Source organism: Streptococcus sp. NLAE-zl-C503, assembly GCF_900104285.1.
In the GTDB taxonomy this organism is placed as follows: domain Bacteria; phylum Bacillota; class Bacilli; order Lactobacillales; family Streptococcaceae; genus Streptococcus.
This window is the reverse complement of record NZ_FNJT01000006.1, coordinates 17,130-35,790: the sequence shown is the minus strand read 5'-3', so window position 1 is coordinate 35,790 and position 18,661 is coordinate 17,130. Positions and strand designations below refer to the sequence as shown.

17 protein-coding genes and 1 pseudogene are annotated in these 18,661 nt (G+C 43.2%); 17 read left to right on the top strand and 1 reads right to left on the bottom strand.

The window, feature by feature from the left end; translation table 11 throughout:
* Positions 1–55: 55 nt before the first annotated feature.
* From BLS46_RS08615 to manA, 17 genes and pseudogenes are all read left to right on the top strand, one after another.
* On the top strand, positions 56–1,234 hold the full coding sequence (locus BLS46_RS08615) for a galactokinase (protein ID WP_093586989.1): 1,179 nt from the start codon (positions 56–58) through the stop codon (positions 1,232–1,234).
* 18 nt (positions 1,235–1,252) lie between these two features.
* Positions 1,253–2,734 carry a UDP-glucose--hexose-1-phosphate uridylyltransferase gene (locus tag BLS46_RS08610; protein ID WP_093586987.1) on the top strand — a complete coding sequence of 494 codons (1,482 nt, stop codon included), beginning with the start codon at positions 1,253–1,255 and terminating at the stop codon, positions 2,732–2,734.
* A 69-nt stretch (positions 2,735–2,803) separates the two neighbouring features.
* Positions 2,804–3,208, top strand: a complete 405-nt coding sequence (locus tag BLS46_RS08605) for a PaaI family thioesterase (RefSeq protein WP_000651219.1) — start codon at positions 2,804–2,806, stop codon at positions 3,206–3,208.
* A gap of 70 nt (positions 3,209–3,278) precedes the next feature.
* Positions 3,279–3,455 (top strand): annotated as a pseudogene (locus tag BLS46_RS08600) (AAA family ATPase); the annotation flags it as partial.
* 103 nt (positions 3,456–3,558) lie between these two features.
* Positions 3,559–4,911, top strand: a complete 1,353-nt coding sequence (murD, locus tag BLS46_RS08595; protein WP_093586985.1) for a UDP-N-acetylmuramoyl-L-alanine--D-glutamate ligase — start codon at positions 3,559–3,561, stop codon at positions 4,909–4,911.
* 1 nt (position 4,912) lies between these two features.
* Positions 4,913–5,971, top strand: a complete 1,059-nt coding sequence (locus BLS46_RS08590; protein ID WP_093586983.1) for a UDP-N-acetylglucosamine--N-acetylmuramyl-(pentapeptide) pyrophosphoryl-undecaprenol N-acetylglucosamine transferase — start codon at positions 4,913–4,915, stop codon at positions 5,969–5,971.
* Between the two features lie 9 nt (positions 5,972–5,980).
* A complete protein-coding gene (locus tag BLS46_RS08585) occupies positions 5,981–7,099 on the top strand; it encodes a cell division protein FtsQ/DivIB (RefSeq protein ID WP_093586981.1) in 1,119 nt (372 codons plus the stop codon).
* A gap of 189 nt (positions 7,100–7,288) precedes the next feature.
* Positions 7,289–7,990, top strand: a complete 702-nt coding sequence (gene pyrF / locus BLS46_RS08580) for an orotidine-5'-phosphate decarboxylase (protein ID WP_093586979.1) — start codon at positions 7,289–7,291, stop codon at positions 7,988–7,990.
* Between the two features lie 42 nt (positions 7,991–8,032).
* Positions 8,033–8,665, top strand: a complete 633-nt coding sequence (gene pyrE / locus BLS46_RS08575; protein ID WP_093586977.1) for an orotate phosphoribosyltransferase — start codon at positions 8,033–8,035, stop codon at positions 8,663–8,665.
* Between the two features lie 162 nt (positions 8,666–8,827).
* Complete coding sequence (gene lctO, locus BLS46_RS08570; protein ID WP_093586975.1) at positions 8,828–9,964, top strand: L-lactate oxidase; 1,137 nt, start codon at positions 8,828–8,830, stop codon at positions 9,962–9,964.
* A 162-nt stretch (positions 9,965–10,126) separates the two neighbouring features.
* Positions 10,127–10,522 carry a CopY/TcrY family copper transport repressor gene (locus tag BLS46_RS08565; protein WP_093586973.1) on the top strand — a complete coding sequence of 132 codons (396 nt, stop codon included), beginning with the start codon at positions 10,127–10,129 and terminating at the stop codon, positions 10,520–10,522.
* Positions 10,523–10,532: 10 nt separating this feature from the next.
* Positions 10,533–10,904 carry a cupredoxin domain-containing protein gene (locus BLS46_RS08560; protein ID WP_038804415.1) on the top strand — a complete coding sequence of 124 codons (372 nt, stop codon included), beginning with the start codon at positions 10,533–10,535 and terminating at the stop codon, positions 10,902–10,904.
* A 9-nt stretch (positions 10,905–10,913) separates the two neighbouring features.
* A complete protein-coding gene (locus BLS46_RS08555; RefSeq protein ID WP_093586971.1) occupies positions 10,914–13,157 on the top strand; it encodes a heavy metal translocating P-type ATPase in 2,244 nt (747 codons plus the stop codon).
* Positions 13,158–13,370: 213 nt separating this feature from the next.
* A complete protein-coding gene (gene spxB, locus BLS46_RS08550) occupies positions 13,371–15,146 on the top strand; it encodes a pyruvate oxidase (RefSeq protein WP_000191810.1) in 1,776 nt (591 codons plus the stop codon).
* Between the two features lie 110 nt (positions 15,147–15,256).
* Positions 15,257–15,604: a VOC family protein gene (locus tag BLS46_RS08545; protein WP_093586969.1), complete on the top strand. Its 348-nt coding sequence runs from the start codon at positions 15,257–15,259 to the stop codon at positions 15,602–15,604.
* 217 nt (positions 15,605–15,821) lie between these two features.
* Positions 15,822–16,082, top strand: a complete 261-nt coding sequence (locus tag BLS46_RS08540) for a SemiSWEET family transporter (protein ID WP_093586967.1) — start codon at positions 15,822–15,824, stop codon at positions 16,080–16,082.
* 251 nt (positions 16,083–16,333) lie between these two features.
* Entirely contained in the window at positions 16,334–17,278 is a 945-nt protein-coding gene (manA, locus tag BLS46_RS08535; protein ID WP_024057017.1) for a mannose-6-phosphate isomerase, class I, read from the top strand.
* Between the two features lie 39 nt (positions 17,279–17,317).
* Here the strand turns inward: manA and BLS46_RS08530 are convergent, their stop codons facing one another.
* Positions 17,318–18,658 carry a sodium-dependent transporter gene (locus BLS46_RS08530; protein ID WP_093586965.1) on the bottom strand — a complete coding sequence of 447 codons (1,341 nt, stop codon included), beginning with the start codon at positions 18,656–18,658 and terminating at the stop codon, positions 17,318–17,320.
* Positions 18,659–18,661 lie beyond the last annotated feature (3 nt).

Sequence of the window (18,661 nt, the reverse complement as noted above, 5' to 3'; positions counted from 1 at the left end):
GAAGAAAACGATTACACGTTAAGGTGACTTAACGGACAGTCAAAGGAGAATTCATATGACACAACATCTTACTGCTGAAGCGCTTCGCAAAGACTTTCTTGCCGTTTTTGGTCAAGAAGCAGACCAAACTTTCTTTTCACCAGGCCGTATCAACTTGATTGGTGAACACACAGACTATAACGGTGGACACGTTTTTCCGGCTGCTATTTCCTTGGGGACATACGGGGCAGCACGCAAGCGTGATGACCAAGTTTTGCGTTTCTACTCAGCCAACTTTGAGGACAAGGGTATCATCGAAGTGTCTCTTGCTGACCTCAAGTTTGAAAAAGAGCACAGCTGGACCAACTATCCAAAAGGGGTTCTTCATTTCTTGCAAGAAGCTGGGCACGTGATTGACAAAGGGTTTGATTTTTATGTTTATGGGAATATCCCAAATGGTTCTGGCTTGTCTTCATCAGCATCCTTGGAACTCTTGACAGGGGTCGTGGCAGAGCATCTCTTTGACCTAAAACTAGACCGTTTGGATTTGGTTAAAATCGGAAAACAAACAGAAAATAACTTTATCGGAGTCAACTCTGGTATCATGGACCAGTTTGCTATCGGTATGGGGGCTGACCAACGTGCCATTTACCTAGATACCAATACCTTGGAGTATGACTTGGTGCCACTTGATTTGAAAGACAATGTTGTGGTCATCATGAACACCAACAAACGTCGTGAATTGGCAGATTCTAAATACAATGAGCGCCGTGCTGAGTGTGAAAAAGCAGTGGAAGAATTGCAAGCTGCCTTGGATATTCAGACCTTGGGTGAATTGGATGAATGGGCATTTGACCAATACAGCTACCTGATCAAAGACGAAAATCGTTTGAAACGTGCTCGTCATGCTGTGCTTGAAAACCAACGTACCCTTAAAGCTCAAGCAGCTCTTCAAGCAGGTGATTTGGAAACATTTGGTCGCTTGATGAATGCTTCTCACGTTTCTCTGGAGCATGATTATGAAGTAACTGGCTTGGAATTGGATACCCTCGTTCACACAGCTTGGGATCAAAAAGGTGTTCTGGGTGCTCGTATGACAGGGGCAGGTTTTGGTGGCTGTGCCATTGCCTTGGTGCAAAAAGACTCTGTTGAGGCCTTTAAGGCAGCTGTTGGCAAGCACTATGAGGAAGTAGTTGGATATGCTCCAAGCTTCTATATTGCTGAAGTTGCAGGTGGCACTCGCATCCTTGACTAGTCAAAAGGAGGCTCTATAGTGACCTTAGTAGATAAATTTGTAACACATGTTATTGCTGAAAGTTCATTTGAGGAAATGGATCGAATCTACCTGACCAATCGTGTTTTGGTTCGAGTGGGCGAAGGTGTTTTGGAAGTTGAGACTGATCTGGATAAATTGATTGACCTCAAGGACCAGCTAGTCGAGGAAGCGGTTCGATTAGAGACGATTGAGGATAGTCAGACTGCGCGTGAAATCCTTGGTGCTGAACTGATGAACTTGGTGACTCCTTGTCCGAGTCAGGTTAATCGTGACTTTTGGACAACCTATGCCCACTCTCCTGAGCAGGCGATAGGGGATTTTTACCAGCTCAGTCAGAAAAATGACTACATCAAACTCAAGGCCATTGCTAAAAATATTGCTTATCGTGTACCATCTGACTACGGAGAACTTGAGATCACCATCAACCTTTCTAAGCCTGAAAAGGATCCAAAGGAGATTGCTGCGGCCAAGTTGGTGCAAGCTAGCAATTATCCCCAGTGTCAGCTTTGTATAGAGAACGAAGGCTACCATGGTCGAGTTAACCATCCAGCTCGTAGCAACCACCGTATTATTCGTTTTGAAATGGCGGGTCAGGAATGGGGCTTCCAGTATTCGCCCTATGCTTACTTTAATGAGCACTGTATTTTCTTAGATGGACAGCATCGTCCCATGGCCATTAGTCGGCAGAGCTTTGAGCGTTTGTTGGCTATCGTAGAGCAGTTTCCTGATTACTTTGCAGGCTCAAATGCGGATCTGCCGATAGTGGGTGGTTCTATCCTGACCCATGACCACTATCAGGGGGGCCGTCACGTATTTCCTATGGAAATGGCTCCTTTGCAAAAGGTTTTCTGCTTTGCTGGATTTGAGCAGGTCAAGGCTGGGATTGTCAAGTGGCCTATGTCAGTGCTACGTTTGACTTCGGATTCCAAAGAGGATTTGATCAACTTGGCTGACAAGATTTTACAGGAATGGCGCCAGTATTCAGATCCTGCAGTACAGATTTTGGCAGAGACAGACGGGACACCGCATCACACCATCACACCGATTGCTCGTAAACGCGACGGTCAGTTTGAGTTGGACTTGGTCTTGCGGGACAATCAGACATCGCCAGAGCATCCTGACGGCATCTATCATCCCCACAAGGATGTCCAACATATCAAGAAGGAAAATATCGGCTTGATCGAGGTCATGGGCTTGGCTATCTTACCACCTCGCTTGAAAGCAGAAGTGGAGCAAGTTGCCAGCTATCTTGTAGGAGATGATGAAGCAGTTTCCGCTTATCATCAGGAATGGGCCGACCAACTCAAAGCCCAACATCCAGACCTAAAAGATAAAGAAAAAGCCCTTGAGACCGTCAAGGACTCTGTGGGTGCTATCTTTGCGCGTGTACTTGAGGATGCCGGAGTCTACAAGCAAACGGAGCAGGGACAGGCAGCCTTTATGCGCTTTGTTGAGCAGGTTGGAATTTTACCAGACTAGGAGCTTTCTCCTTGCACAGTCCTATAAAAAGTAGTATCATAGGGTCGTTTGAACTATCAGGAGGAAACGATGAAAGATTTTCATTTTGACGCTATATCTGCCTTTGAAAATTACGAAATTGAACAAATGAGAGATGGTCACGTTGAGGTGACGACGAAAGTAGTGGACTCGTCGCTCAACTACTATGGCAATGCCCATGGTGGCTATCTCTTTACCCTTTGTGATCAGATTAGTGGTTTGGTGGTCATTTCACTAGGGCTAGATGGAGTGACGCTTCAGTCCTCTATCAACTACCTCAAGGCAGGAAAACTCGACGATGTGCTGACCATTAAAGGAGAATGTGTCCACCAAGGTCGTACAACCTGTGTCGTGGATGTCGATATCACCAATCAAGAGGGCAGAAATGTCTGCAAAGCAACCTTTACCATGTTTGTCACAGGACAAAGGTCAGAAGAAAGACAGGTAAGGATATAAAGTACTGAGAGTTGACCTGCACTCTAAGGGTTAGATATTTTTTGTCGAACTTTTGGAGTGCAGGTTAGTTTTGATCCTCGCAGATGAACCAACCGCTTCACTAGACCCCAAAAACTCTGAAGAATTACTTTCTATCCTAGAATCTTTAAAAAATCCGAATCGAACTATTATTATTGCGACCCATAATCCTCTTATCTGGGAGCAAGTGGATCAAGTAATTCGAGTTACCGATTTATCTCATCGATGATAAGAGAGCATTAAGTTAGAAGAAAGAGTCACAAATACACTTTGTGGCTTTTTTATTTCCATAAAAATGGTAAAATAGTAGGAGTAGAAATGGAGTTTGAGACATGAAAGTAATCGATCAATTTAAAAATAAGAAAGTCCTTGTTTTAGGTTTGGCTAAGTCTGGTGAATCTGCGGCCCGTTTGCTAGACAAGCTGGGAGCTATTGTGACAGTAAATGACGGCAAGCCTTTCGAGGAAAATCCTGCTGCACAAAGTTTGCTGGAAGAAGGGATCAAGGTTGTCACTGGTGGGCATCCTTTGGAACTCTTGGATGAAGAGTTTGCCCTTATGGTGAAAAATCCAGGTATCCCCTACAGCAATCCCATGATTGAAAAGGCATTGGCAAAGGGAATTCCAGTCTTGACTGAGGTGGAGTTGGCTTACTTGATCTCAGAAGCGCCAATTATCGGTATCACAGGTTCAAATGGGAAAACAACCACAACGACTATGATTGGAGAAGTTTTAACTGCTGCTGGCCAACATGGTCTCTTGTCAGGGAACATCGGCTATCCTGCCAGTCAAGTGGCTCAAACTGCAACAGCCAAGGACACACTTGTCATGGAACTTTCTTCTTTCCAACTGATGGGTGTTCAAGAATTTCATCCCGAGATTGCGGTTATTACCAACCTCATGCCCACTCATATCGACTACCATGGTTCTTTTGAGTCCTATGTAGCAGCTAAGTGGAATATCCAGAACAAGATGACAGCAGCTGATTTCCTTGTCTTGAACTTTAACCAAGATTTGGCAAAAGAATTGGCTAGCAAAACACAAGCCACTGTTGTTCCATTTTCAACAAAGGAAAAGGTTTATGGAGCTTATCTAGAGAACGGTCTGCTCTACTTCCGTGGTGAAGAGGTCATGGCAGCTAGTGAAATCGGTGTTCCAGGTAGCCACAATGTAGAAAATGCCCTTGCAACGATCGCAGTAGCTAAACTTCGTGGAGTGGACAACCAAACCATCAAAGAAACTCTTTCAGCCTTTGGTGGTGTCAAACACCGTCTCCAGTTTGTGGATGAAATCAAGGGTGTGAAATTTTATAACGACAGTAAATCAACCAATATCTTGGCAACTCAAAAAGCCTTGTCAGGATTTGATAATAGTAAGGTTATCTTAATTGCAGGTGGTTTGGACCGCGGCAATGAGTTTGACGAGCTGGTGCCAGATATCACTGGACTCAAGAAAATGGTCATCCTTGGTCAGTCTGCAGAACGTGTCAAACGTGCAGCGGATAAGGCTGGTGTGGCTTATGTGGATGCGACCGATATTGCAGATGCGACTCGCAAGGCTTATGAACTTGCGACAGAAGGAGATGTGGTTCTCCTCAGTCCTGCAAATGCTAGTTGGGATATGTATGCTAACTTTGAAGTACGTGGCGACCTCTTTATCGACACAGTAGCGGAGTTAAAGGAATAATATGAAAAAAATTGTCTTTACAGGTGGGGGGACGGTTGGACATGTCACCCTTAACCTTTTGTTAATGCCCAAGTTTATCGAAGACGGCTGGGAAGTTCACTATATCGGTGATAAGCATGGAATCGAACACCAAGAAATCCTCAAGTCAGGTTTGAATGTGACCTTTCATTCCATTGCGACTGGGAAGTTGCGTCGCTATTTCTCTTGGCAAAATATGCTGGATGTCTTTAAAGTTGGTTGGGGAATTGTCCAATCCCTCTTTATCATGTTACGACTTCGTCCGCAAGCTCTTTTTTCTAAGGGGGGATTTGTCTCTGTACCGCCGGTTATCGCAGCGCGAGTGTCAGGAGTGCCAGTCTTTATTCACGAATCTGACCTGTCTATGGGCTTGGCCAATAAAATTGCCTATAAATTCGCAACCAAGATGTATTCAACATTTGAGCAGGCTGCTGGTCTCGTAAAGGTCGAGCATGTGGGAGCAGTGACCAAGGTTTTAGACCAAAAAACTCCTGAATCAGATGAATTGGTGAATATCCAAACCCACTTTAATCCTAAATTGCCTACAGTATTGTTTGTCGGTGGTTCTGCAGGAGCTCGTGTCTTTAACCAATTGGTGACAGATCATAAGCAAGAACTGACAGAGCGCTACAATATTATCAATCTCACTGGAGATTCAAGCCTCAATGAGTTGAGTCAAAATCTCTTTCGTGTTGACTATGTGACGGATCTCTATCAACCCTTGATGGAGATGGCAGATGTGGTGGTGACGCGTGGCGGTGCCAATACGATATTTGAGCTCTTGGCCATGGTGAAACTCCATCTCATCGTACCATTGGGTCGTGAAGCAAGTCGAGGAGACCAGATTGAAAATGCAGCCTACTTTGTTAAGAAAGGCTATGCAGAAGAACTTCAAGAAAGTGACTTGACCTTGGAAAGCTTGGAGGAGAAACTCAGTCACTTGCTTAGTCACAAGGATCAGTACCAAGCTAGCATGAAAGCTTCAACTGAATTGAAATCTCTTGATGATTTTTATGCCCTACTAAGAAAAGACCTATCATAAGGAAAATCAATGTCAAAGGATAAGAAAAAAGAATCAAACCAGAAGAAAGAATTGTCTGAATGGCAGAAACGGAACCAAGAATATCTGAAAAAGAAGGCTGAGGAGGAAGTTGCTCTAGCTGAAGAGAAGGAAAAGGAAAAACAAGCTCGAAAGGAAGCTAGCTCGAAACTACTGGAGGAATCCAAGAAATCATCGAGTGAGTCAGACGAGGAAGTCTCAAGTACAAGCAAGGAACCATCCGAAAAAGAAGAAAAATCTCAAAAGGATGACCTGAAAGTCAAAGAAGAAAAAGAGAAGAAGAAAAAAGAAAAACCAGAAAAACCTGCCAAGCCTAAAATTGCTCCTGTTCATATTTGGCGAGCTGTGAGTATCTTGGTACCGAGTGTTCTGGTTCTCCTCCTTTCTATCTATCTCTTGACCCCTCTTTCGACTATCAAGCATATCGAGGTAAAGGGCAATGTCCAGACCCAAGCGGATGACATCAAACAGGCTTCTGGAATTCAAGATAGCGACTATACTTTAGCTCTATTGTTGGATAAGGAAAGATACGCTGAGCGAATCAAGTACAACCATTGGATAGAGTCGGCGAAGATTAACTATCAATTTCCGACTAACTTTACGATTGAAGTTAAAGAGTTTGAGATTGTTGGCTACTATGTGACAGGTGAAGACCACTATCCAATCCTATCTAGTGGAACAATTGACTCAAGCCCTGTCAACCTTTTGAACCTGCCTGAGACCTACCTAACAGTCACCTTTAACGATGAGCAGCAGGTGAAAGAGCTGATAACTGGATTATCTACTATCAGTGAGGATATCAAGAGTCAGATCCAGAAGATCGAACTAGCTCCAAGTAAGGCAACTGCCGATCTTCTAAAAATTACTATGCAGGATACAGATGAAATAGTAGTTCCCTTGTCAGAGTTGAGTAAGAAATTACCTTATTACAGCAAAATTAAGCCACAACTAGCAGAACCGAGCTTTATTGATATGGAAGCTGGAATCTATAGTACCAGCCTAGCTGATAAACGTTTAGAAGAAGCTGAGGAAAAGGCTAAACAAGAAGCTAAGGAAGCGGAGAAGAAAAAACAGGAAGAAAAAAAAGCTGAAGAAAAGAAACAAGAATAAGAATCTTCAGTTTTTACTTGACAAGTGTTGTTATAAATAATAGAATAGTAGAAAACTTTTAAAGCAGTCCAGAGAGGCAGCTAAGGTTAGACAGTGAAAGGGTGGAAACTACCCGTTTTTCGTGGAACCTAGCTGCTAGCAGGTTCCTTTTTTTTGCAATGGACTGTTAACAAAGAATAGGAGAAAAGAATGCGTGAGAGTCGCCCAGTCATTGCTCTGGATTTTCCAAGTTTCGAGGAAGCCAAAGAATTTTTAGCCCTTTTTCCAGCAGAGGAAAAACTCTATGTCAAGGTAGGAATGGAAATCTACTATGCAGTAGGTCCCGAAGTTGTGCGTTATTTAAAATCATTGGGACATAGTGTTTTTTTGGATCTCAAGTTGCATGATATTCCAAATACGGTCAAGTCAACCATGAAAATCTTGTCAAGTCTGGGTGTCGATATGACCAATGTTCAGGCTGCAGGTGGACTTGAGATGATGCAGGCCGCGCGTGAAGGCCTCGGTGATCAAGGGATTCTTATCGCGGTGACCCAATTGACCTCAACATCCGAGGAACAGATGCAAGACTGTCAAAATATCCAAACTAGCCTGCAAGAATCAGTGATTCACTATGCTAAGAAAACAGCTGAAGCTGGATTGGATGGAGTGGTTTGCTCAGCCCAAGAAGCCCAACTCATCAAGGAGGCGACAAACGAAGATTTTATCTGCTTGACACCAGGTATTCGACCAGCAGGTGCTGAAGCAGCGGATCAAAAACGCGTAGTGACCCCTGGTCAAGCCTATCAAATCGGTAGTGACTACATTGTAGTAGGCCGTCCTATCACACAGGCAGCAGACCCTGTAGCAGCCTATCACGCTATCAAGGAAGAATGGACACGCGATTGGGTCTAAAGCGTATTTGATTATAGATTTAAGGATAAGAAGGAGTATACCATGACACTTGCTAGAGACATTGCTAGCCATCTATTGAAAATTCAAGCGGTTTATCTCAAACCAGAAGAGCCTTTCACTTGGGCATCTGGTATCAAGTCACCTATCTATACAGATAACCGCGTGACTCTGGCTTACCCAGAAACTAGAACCTTGATTGAAAATGGTTTTGTGAATGCTATCAAAGTAGCCTTTCCAGAGCTTGAAGTGATTGCAGGAACTGCGACAGCAGGGATTCCACACGGAGCTATCATCGCGGACAAGATGAACCTACCATTTGCCTATATCCGTAGCAAACCAAAAGACCATGGAGCCGGAAACCAAATCGAAGGCCGTGTAGCCCAGGGGCAAAAAATGGTAATTGTAGAAGACCTGATCTCAACTGGTGGTTCAGTTCTCGAAGCGGTAGCAGCTGCCAAACGCGAAGGAGCAGATGTTCTCGGTGTAGTAGCTATTTTTAGCTATCAACTAGCAAAAGCAGATAAGAACTTTGCAAACGCAGGCGTGAAACTGGTGACTCTCTCAAACTACAGCGAGCTCATCCACCTAGCTCAGGAGGAAGGCTACATCACACCAGAGGGATTGGATCTCTTAAAACGATTCAAAGAAGACCAAGAAAATTGGCAAAATGCCTAAAATATTGAAAATCAGGTAGTCACTAGGATTACCTGATTTTTTTGAAAGGTCCAAGTAATCAGTTTGAAATTTCCAGACAAAATTTTTGAAAGGATTCTGAAAAAGAGGTAATATAGTTTATGCAAGAAAAAGTAAACGCTTACTTAATAAGGAGGACACTTTATGTCATATAAAACAAGCAATGCAGAAGGACCTGTAGATTTTATTAACACTTATGATTTGGAGCCAATGGCGCAACAAGTTATTCCTAAAACTGCCTTTGGTTATATCGCTAGTGGAGCAGAAGATACTTTCACTTTACGCGAGAATATCCGTGCCTTTAACCACAAACTCATCGTTCCACATACGCTTTGTGACGTTGAAAATCCAAGTACAGAGATTGAATTTGCAGGTGAAAAATTATCTTCACCAATTATTATGGCGCCTGTTGCGGCTCATAAATTGGCAAATGAGCAGGGGGAAGTAGCTACTGCGCGTGGTGTGCATGAATTTGGTTCTCTATATACAACTAGTTCCTACTCTACCGTTGACCTTCCAGAAATTACGGAAGCTCTTCAAGGGACACCTCATTGGTTCCAATTTTACTTTAGTAAGGATGACGGGATTAACCGCCATATCATGGACCGTGTGAAGGCTGAGGGCTACAAAGCGATTGTCTTGACGGCAGATGCAACTGTAGGGGGGAATCGTGAGGTCGACAAGCGCAATGGTTTTGTCTTCCCAGTTGGCATGCCGATTGTTGAGGAATACCTGCCAGAAGGTGCTGGAAAATCAATGGACTTTGTTTACAAGTCAGCCAAACAACGCTTGTCTCCACGCGATGTAGAATTTATCGCTGAATATTCTGGTCTTCCTGTGTATGTTAAGGGACCACAATGCCGTGAGGATGTTGAACGATCGCTTGCTTCGGGTGCCTCAGGTATCTGGGTAACCAACCACGGTGGCCGCCAAATCGACGGTGGACCAGCATCCTTTGACTCGCTTCAAGAAGTGGCTGAAGCAGTTGATAAACGTGTGCCAATTGTCTTTGACTCTGGTGTTCGTCGCGGTCAGCACGTCTTTAAAGCCTTGGCTTCAGGAGCAGACTTGGTAGCTATTGGCCGCCCTGTTATCTATGGTTTGGCCCTTGGTGGTAGTGTTGGTGTGCGTCAAGTCTTTGAGCACTTGAATGCAGAATTGAAAACAGTCATGCAGTTATCTGGAACTCAGACTATTGAGGATGTCAAACACTTCAAACTCCGTCACAATCCATATAACCCAACCTTCCCAGTTGACCCTTGTGACTTGAAATTGTATTGATAAAGATGACGGCCTCCACTAAATGTGGAGGCTTTTGATGTCTTAGAATATATTTAACATTTCTAGTGTTATATAAAAATCAATTTTTATAGTTGACAAATGTAGATTTTCGGAGTATACTAATAAATGTAATCGACAAATGTAGATTTAGGAGGTGTGATTATGCAGATTTCAGATGCAGAATGGCAGGTTATGAAGATCATTTGGATGCAGGGCGAGCAGACCAGTAGCGATTTGATCAGGGTTTTAGCGGAACGGTTCGACTGGTCCAAGTCGACCATTCAAACTCTTTTGGCTCGTTTGGTTGAGAAAGAGTGTTTGACTCGGGAAAAAGAGGGCAAGTCCTTTATTTATTCAGCCCTTTTAACTCTAGACCAAAGTCGAGATTTACTTGTCCAAGATATCAAGGACAAGGTTTGTTCTCGTAGGATGAAGAACTTGTTGGCTGATTTGATTGCTGAATGTGATTTTACTCAGGCTGACTTGGAAGACTTAGAAGCTGTGATTTCTAAGAAGAAATCAAGCGCTGTAACAGAAGTAAGATGTAATTGTATGTAAAGGAGACGTCATGTTAAATAGTATTGTAACCATTATTTGTATTGCCCTTATCGCGTTTATCTTGTTTTGGTTTTTCAAAAAGCCTGAAAAATCTGAACAAAAGGCCCAGCAAAAAAAGGGCTACCAAGAGATTCGAGTGGAAGTCAAAGGGGGCTATACGCCTGAGTTGATTATTCTTAAGAAATCAGTGCCAGCCCGTATCGTCTTTGACCGCAAGGACCCTTCACCCTGCCTAGATCAGATTGTTTTCCCAGATTTTGGAGTGCATGCGGACTTGCCTATGGGTGAAGAGTATGTAGTGGAAATCACACCTGAACAGGCTGGAGAGTATGGTTTCTCTTGTGGCATGAATATGATGCACGGTAAGATGATTGTAGAATAGGAGAATGATATGACTGAAATCGTAAAAGCAAGTCTTGAAAATGGTGTTCAAAAAATCCGTATCACGGCAGACAAAGGCTACCATCCAGACCACATTCAACTGCAAAAAGGGATTCCTGCTGAGATTACCTTTCATCGAGCAACTCCTTCAAACTGTTACAAGGAAATTCTGTTTGAAGAAGAAGGCATTTTGGAACCAATCGGCGTAGATGAGGAGAAAGTCATTCGTTTTACACCTCAAGAATTAGGTCAACATGAATTTTCTTGTGGTATGAAGATGCAAAAGGGGAGTTATACCGTAGTTGAGAAGACTCGAAAATCTCTATCACTTTTACAGCGTTTTTGGATTACTAGTATCTTTACTGTGCCTCTTGTGATTCTCATGATTGGTATGTCGACAGGAGGAATTAGTCACCAAGTCATGCGTTGGGGAACCTTTTTAGCCACAACACCGATTATGCTAGTAGCAGGTGGTCCTTATATCCAAAGTGCTTGGGCTAGTTTTAAAAAGCACAATGCCAACATGGATACCTTGGTTGCTCTGGGAACCCTAGTGGCCTATTTCTATAGCTTAGTTGCCCTCTTCGCTGGTCTCCCCGTTTACTTTGAAAGTGCTGCATTTATCTTCTTCTTCGTTCTTATGGGAGCCGTTTTTGAGGAGAAAATGCGGAAAAATACTTCCCAAGCTGTGGAGAAATTACTTGACTTGCAGGCTAAAACTGCAGAAGTCTTGCGTGAGGATAACTATGTTCAAGTCCCCTTGGAGCAAGTCAAGGTAGGTGACCTGATTCGAGTGCGTCCCGGTGAAAAGATTGCGGTTGATGGTATCGTAGTGGAAGGTGTCTCTAGTATTGATGAGTCTATGGTGACAGGTGAGAGTCTGCCTGTGGACAAGACAGTTGGAGATACCGTCATTGGTTCAACCATCAATAATAGTGGAACACTTGTTTTTAGAGCAGAAAAAGTTGGTTCAGAGACTGTTTTGGCTCAGATTGTGGATTTTGTGAAGAAAGCTCAGACAAGTCGTGCGCCGATTCAGGACTTGACGGATAAAATTTCAGGGATTTTTGTCCCAGCAGTTGTCATTTTAGGGATTGTGACCTTTTGGGTTTGGTTCGTCTTGCTCAGGGATAGTGTAGTTGTGCTTGGAGCGAGCTTTGTGTCTTCGCTTCTCTATGGAGTAGCAGTTCTGATTATTGCCTGCCCTTGTGCATTGGGACTTGCAACACCGACAGCCCTTATGGTGGGGACAGGTCGCAGTGCCAAGATGGGAGTTCTCCTCAAAAATGGAACGGTTCTACAGGAAATCCAGAAAGTCCAAACTATTGTTTTTGATAAGACAGGAACTTTGACGGAAGGGAAACCTGTGGTCACAGATATCATCGGCGACGAAGTAGAAGTGCTTGGATTGGCAGCTTCCTTGGAAGAAGCTTCTCAACACCCACTGGCTGAGGCCATTGTCAAGCGAGCGACTGAAACTGGACTTGAGCTTCACACTGTGGAAAATTTCCAAGCCTTGCACGGAAAAGGTGTTTCAGGGCAAATCAATGGAAAACAAGTTTTGCTTGGAAATGCTAAAATGCTGGATGGCATGGATATTTCTAGCATTTATCAAGAAAAACTAGAAGAACTAGAAAAAGAAGCTAAGACAGTTGTGTTCTTGGCTGTTGACAATGAAATCAAAGGCTTGCTTGCTCTGCAAGATATTCCTAAGGAAAATGCTAAGCTTGCCATCAGTCAGTTGAAAAAACGAGGTCTTAAAACAGTCATGCTGACAGGGGATAATGCTGGCGTGGCGCGTGCTATTGCCGATCAGATTGGAATCGAAGAGGTCATTGCAGGTGTCTTGCCAGAAGAAAAAGCCCATGAAATCCATAAACTACAATCAGCTGGAAAAGTAGCCTTTGTTGGTGATGGTATCAATGACGCTCCTGCCCTCAGTGTAGCAGATGTGGGGATTGCTATGGGAGCTGGAACAGATATTGCCATCGAGTCAGCAGATTTGGTGTTGACAACTAATAACCTCCTAGGAGTGGTTCGTGCCTTTGACATGAGCAAGAAAACCTTCAATCGAATTCTGCTCAACCTCTTTTGGGCCTTTATCTACAATGTCGCCGGAATTCCGATTGCAGCTGGTGTCTTTTCAGGGATTGGTCTGGTGCTCAATCCAGAACTGGCAGGTCTTGCTATGGCCTTTAGTTCTGTATCTGTTTTGACCAGTTCACTCATGCTAAACTTTAGTAAAATAGACTAAAAGCGAGCTTGCTCGCTTTTTTATTATAAAACAGTTTTCTGAAGCGTTTTCAATCTGTGCTGTAATAGAGAATGCAAACTTCTGAGCACATTCTTAGGATACTCAAAGTAAATGTGGTAAATTAGGATTGTAAATTTACTGAATCGCTTTCAAACAACATATAAAAGCGCTTTTTGTAAATGTATGAAATTATTTTGAAGGAGAGTTATCATTATGACTCAAGGGAAAATTACTGCATCTGCAGCAATGCTCAACGTATTGAAGACATGGGGCGTAGATACTATCTACGGTATCCCATCAGGAACACTCAGCTCATTGATGGACGCTTTGGCTGAAGACAAAGATATCCGCTTCTTGCAAGTTCGCCACGAAGAAACAGGTGCTCTTGCAGCGGTCATGCAAGCTAAATTCGGCGGCTCAATCGGGGTTGCAGTTGGTTCAGGTGGTCCAGGTGCGACTCACTTGATTAACGGTGTTTACGATGCAGCTATGGATAACACTCCATTCCTTGCTATCCTTGGATCACGTCCAGTTAACGAATTGAACATGGATGCCTTCCAAGAATTGAACCAAAACCCAATGTACAACGGTATCGCTGTTTACAACAAACGTGTCGCTTACGCTGAGCAATTGCCAAAAGTAATCGACGAAGCTTGCCGTGCTGCAGTTTCTAAAAAAGGTCCAGCTGTTGTTGAAATCCCAGTAAACTTCGGTTTCCAAGAAATTGACGAAAACTCATACTACGGTTCAGGTTCATACGAGCGTTCATTCATCGCTCCTGCCTTGAACGAAGTTGAAATCGACAAAGCGGTTGAAATCTTGAACAATGCTGAACGTCCAGTTATTTACGCTGGTTACGGTGGTGTTAAAGCTGGTGAAGTGATTACAGAATTGTCACGTAAAATCAAAGCACCAATCATCACAACTGGTAAAAACTTTGAAGCCTTTGAATGGAACTACGAAGGTTTGACAGGTTCTGCTTACCGTGTTGGTTGGAAACCAGCCAACGAAGTGGTCTTTGAAGCAGACACTGTTCTTTTCCTTGGATCAAACTTCCCATTTGCTGAAGTTTACGAAGCCTTCAAGAACACTGAAAAATTCATCCAAGTCGATATCGACCCATACAAACTTGGTAAACGCCATGCCCTTGACGCTTCTATCCTTGGTGATGCAGGTCAAGCAGCGAAAGCCATCCTTGACAAAGTAAACCCAGTAGAATCTACTCCATGGTGGCGTGCAAACGTTAAGAATAACCAAAACTGGCGTGATTACATGAACAAACTTGAAGGTAAAACTGAGGGTGAATTGCAATTGTACCAAGTTTACAATGCAATCAACAAACATGCTGATCAAGACGCTATCTACTCAATCGACGTAGGTGACACTACTCAAACATCTACTCGTCACCTTCACATGACACCTAAGAACATGTGGCGTACATCTCCACTCTTTGCGACAATGGGTATTGCCCTTCCTGGTGGTATCGCTGCTAAGAAAGACAATCCAGATCGCCAAGTATGGAACATCATGGGTGACGGTGCATTCAACATGTGCTACCCAGACGTTATCACAAACGTTCAATACGACCTTCCAGTTATCAACGTTGTCTTCTCAAATGGTAAATATGCCTTCATCAAGGACAAATACGAAGACACAAACAAACACTTGTTTGGTTGTGACTTCCCTAACGCGGACTACGCGAAAATCGCTGAAGCTCAAGGAGCTGTTGGATTTACAGTTGACCGTATCGAAGATATCGATGCAGTTGTTGCAGAAGCTGTTAAATTGAACAAAGAAGGTAAAACTGTTGTGATCGATGCTCGCATTACTCAACACCGTCCACTTCCAGTAGAAGTACTTGAGTTGGATCCAAAACAACACTCAGAAGAAGCAATCAAAGCCTTCAAGGAAAAATACGAAGCAGAAGAACTCGTACCATTCCGCCTCTTCTTGGAAGAAGAAGGATTGCAATCACGCGCAATCAAATAATTCCTCTCATCGAAAATCAAATGTAAACGTTGTAGATTTTATTCTTTGATTTTCTTAGAGTAGAACTTGAAAAGATCGGAGCAATCCGGTCTTTTTCTGGAGGATAGTAAATGAATTTAAATCAATTAGATATCATCGTTTCAGATGTTCCTCAAGTCTGTGCTGACCTGGAGCGTATTTTGGATAAAAAGGCAGACTATGTTGATGACAGTTTTGCTCAGTTTACGATTGGTAGTCACTGTCTCATGTTGTCACAAAATCATTTGATTCCTTTGAAAAACTTTCAGTCAGGCATCATTCTTCATATTGAGGTTGAGGATGTAGACCAGAACTATCAACGGTTGAAAGAGCTTGGTGCGGACATTTTACACGGCCCAGCTATAACTGATTGGGGAACGGAATCGCTACTAGTTAAAGGCCCTGCTGGTCTAGTGATTGATTTTTATCGTATGAAATAGGGCGCTTAATCATTTGAAGCTAACCATAATTATTCTTAATACAGAATGTGAGAATATGCACTATTGAAAGATCGGAGAAATCCGGTCTTTTTCTGTTTCCTCTTTCTTATCACAAGATTGTGATAGTTTACATCTTCATAACAAAAGCTTCAAAGTCTTGATTGTTTTGAAAAAAGATTATAAAATATGATTCATAAAAATGAAAGAGGTTTTGAAAATGTCTGAGAAACAAATGAGAATTTTGGGTTGGGTAGCGACCTTCATGTCCGTTATGATGTATGTGTCTTACTTCCCACAAATTATGAACAACCTGGCTGGTCAAAAAGGGAACTTTATCCAGCCCTTGGTTGCAGCCATTAACTGTAGTCTTTGGGTTTATTACGGCTTGTTCAAAAAGGAAAGAGATATCCCCCTTGCGGCTGCTAATGCGCCAGGTATCGTTTTTGGCCTAGTGACGGCTATCACGGCTTTGATTTAAAAGGAGACTGGTTTCAGTCTGTTTTCTAGCAAAGTATAGTCTTAAGTGAAAATTTTATGGTGAGTTGAGGAAAACAGCCTATTGACAGCGAGCTTTCTGAGTGTTGCTTTAGAGGTTCCTCCATCAAGTAAAAGATTATTTCGTTACTATTTTTATAAAATCTTCTCCCTACTTTATAAGATGTGAAAAAGAGTTCAATTAGATCGAGCTTTTTGCTATAATGAGGGGAGAAAAACAGACAGGAGAATAAGATGTCAGAACCATTATTTTTACAATCAGTTATGCAAGAAAAAATCTGGGGCGGAACCAAGCTACGTGATGAGTTTGGCTACGACATCCCAAGTGAAAAAATTGGCGAATACTGGGCTATCTCAGCCCACCCAAATGGTGTTTCCAAGGTAGCAAATGGTCGTTTTGAGGGAACAGACCTAGCTACTTTGTATGCGGAACACCGTGAATTATTTGGTAACCGTCCAGAGCCTGTATTTCCACTCTTGACCAAGATTCTCGATGCCAACGACTGGCTCAGTGTCCAAGTTCACCCAGACGATGCCTATGGACTAGAACACGAAGGCGAGCTCGGAAAAACAGAGTGCTGGTATATCATCGCAGCAGACGAAGGTTCAGAGATTATCTATGGTCACAATGCCAAATCAAAAGAAGAACTCCGCCAGCAAATCGAAGATAAAAACTGGGATGCGCTGTTGACAAAAGTGCCAGTTAAAGCAGGAGATTTCTTCTACGTACCAAGTGGTACTATGCACGCTATTGGAGCAGGTATCTTGATTCTTGAAACCCAGCAGTCTAGCGATACCACCTACCGTGTCTATGACTTTGACCGCAAGGATGATAATGGTAACTTGCGTGAGCTTCATCTTGAAAAATCCATCGATGTTCTAAATATTGGTGAGCCTGCTAATAGCCGACCTGTAACAGTTAAAGCAGATGATTTGCGTTCTACTTTACTTGTTTCGAATGATTTCTTTGCGGTTTACAAATGGGAAATTACTGGAAAAGTTGATTTTGAAAAGACAGCCGACTACAGCTTGTTCAGCGTCTTAGCTGGTCAAGGTCAACTGACTGTTGACGGAAAAAACTATCCAATCCAAAAAGGTAGCCACTTTATCCTACCAAGTGATGTTGAAGCTTGGACCTTGGAAGGGCAAGGTTTGGAATTGATTGTTAGCCATCCATAAAAAGAAAGGGCCTGAGTTTACTACTCAAGTCCTTTTTGATTACATAAATTGGGCGATAAAGACCACAATGATGATGATAGGAATGATAAAACGAAGGAGGAAGAGCCAGACTTGGAAAAGTCCCTGTTTCCATGGTGTTTCATCAAGATGAAGTTCCTCCATGGCTAAGGCCTTCTTGAAAATATATCCTGTAAAGAGGGATAAGCAGAGGGCGCCAAAAGGCATGAGGAGATTGGAAACCAAGAAATCCATGGCATCAAAGAAAGTCTTCCCAAAGATGTGAACATCCGCCATAACACCGTAAGAAAGGGCTGAAGGAATTCCAAAAACAAAGGTCAAGATTCCTAAAATAGCACTCCACTTGGCACGCTTGCTGTTGTCCTGGTTGGTGATATTGCCCACATTGATTTCCAGCATCACGACAGAGGAAGTGACCGTCGCAAAGAGGAAGAGCAAGAGGAAAAGGATGTAGAAAATGGTTCCAAAAGGCATCTTGTCAAAGAGTTGAGGCAAGACGATAAAGAGCAGGCTTGGTCCCCCTTCAGACTGGATATTGAAGGCTGACATGGCTGGGAAAATGGCTAGTCCCGCCATGATGGATACCGAGATGTTCATGGCTACGATGGAAATCCCTGACTGGACCAGATTGGTTTTCTTGTCCAAGTAGGAAGCATAGGTCAGCATGGCTGTCACCCCTAGTGAGAGGGCAAAGAAAGATTGTCCCAGAGCGTAGAGAAGGCCAGCGCTAGTTAGTTTTGAAAAGTCTGGTTTGAGAAAGTAGAGAACCCCTTCCATGGCGTTTGGCAAGCTGAGAGAGCGCCCAATGATCACGACAAAGATGATAAAGAGCAGGGGCATCATGACTTTCGAGGCTCTTTCAATCCCTTTTTGAACCCCGCGTGATACAATAAAGATATTCAATAAGATAAAGGCTGCTTGAGCTCCTAGGGCAATGGCTGGATTTGAAATGATTGAAGTAAATAACTGAGCATAATCACCCGTTCCGCCAAGTTGGAACAATTTCCCAAACTCAATGCCCAAATAGACTAGAATCCAACCTCCAATAACACTGTAAAAGGAGAGAAGGATAAAGAGGGCAAAGGCACCAATCCAACCGATAAAGTTGTACTTGTTATTCTTGCCCAGTTTTCCAAAGGTTTTGATAGCGGAAACGCCAGCACTACGGCCAAGGGCAAATTCAGCAAGCAGGAGCGGGAAACCGATTAAAATGGTAGAAATGAGAAAGACCAGTAAAAAGCCTCCACCGCCATTAGCAGCAGTCATGTAGGGGAACTTCCAAACGGCACCAAGTCCGATGGCTGAACCAGCAGATGCTAGGATAAAGCCCAGTTTCGATCCCCATTGCGATTTTTCTGACATAGT

Bases quoted from the DNA above. Each gene is read 5' to 3' on its own strand.
- BLS46_RS08615 (WP_093586989.1), top strand. From the start codon at position 56: ATGACACAACATCTTACTGCTGAAGCGCTTCGCAAAGACTTTCTTGCC.
- BLS46_RS08605 (WP_000651219.1), top strand. From the start codon at position 2,804: ATGAAAGATTTTCATTTTGACGCTATATCTGCCTTTGAAAATTACGAA.
- murD (WP_093586985.1), top strand. From the start codon at position 3,559: ATGAAAGTAATCGATCAATTTAAAAATAAGAAAGTCCTTGTTTTAGGT.
- BLS46_RS08590 (WP_093586983.1), top strand. From the start codon at position 4,913: ATGAAAAAAATTGTCTTTACAGGTGGGGGGACGGTTGGACATGTCACC.
- BLS46_RS08585 (WP_093586981.1), top strand. From the start codon at position 5,981: ATGTCAAAGGATAAGAAAAAAGAATCAAACCAGAAGAAAGAATTGTCT.
- pyrF (WP_093586979.1), top strand. From the start codon at position 7,289: ATGCGTGAGAGTCGCCCAGTCATTGCTCTGGATTTTCCAAGTTTCGAG.
- pyrE (WP_093586977.1), top strand. From the start codon at position 8,033: ATGACACTTGCTAGAGACATTGCTAGCCATCTATTGAAAATTCAAGCG.
- lctO (WP_093586975.1), top strand. From the start codon at position 8,828: ATGTCATATAAAACAAGCAATGCAGAAGGACCTGTAGATTTTATTAAC.
- BLS46_RS08565 (WP_093586973.1), top strand. From the start codon at position 10,127: ATGCAGATTTCAGATGCAGAATGGCAGGTTATGAAGATCATTTGGATG.
- BLS46_RS08560 (WP_038804415.1), top strand. From the start codon at position 10,533: ATGTTAAATAGTATTGTAACCATTATTTGTATTGCCCTTATCGCGTTT.
- BLS46_RS08555 (WP_093586971.1), top strand. From the start codon at position 10,914: ATGACTGAAATCGTAAAAGCAAGTCTTGAAAATGGTGTTCAAAAAATC.
- spxB (WP_000191810.1), top strand. From the start codon at position 13,371: ATGACTCAAGGGAAAATTACTGCATCTGCAGCAATGCTCAACGTATTG.
- BLS46_RS08545 (WP_093586969.1), top strand. From the start codon at position 15,257: ATGAATTTAAATCAATTAGATATCATCGTTTCAGATGTTCCTCAAGTC.
- BLS46_RS08540 (WP_093586967.1), top strand. From the start codon at position 15,822: ATGTCTGAGAAACAAATGAGAATTTTGGGTTGGGTAGCGACCTTCATG.
- manA (WP_024057017.1), top strand. From the start codon at position 16,334: ATGTCAGAACCATTATTTTTACAATCAGTTATGCAAGAAAAAATCTGG.
- BLS46_RS08530 (WP_093586965.1), bottom strand. From the start codon at position 18,658: ATGTCAGAAAAATCGCAATGGGGATCGAAACTGGGCTTTATCCTAGCA.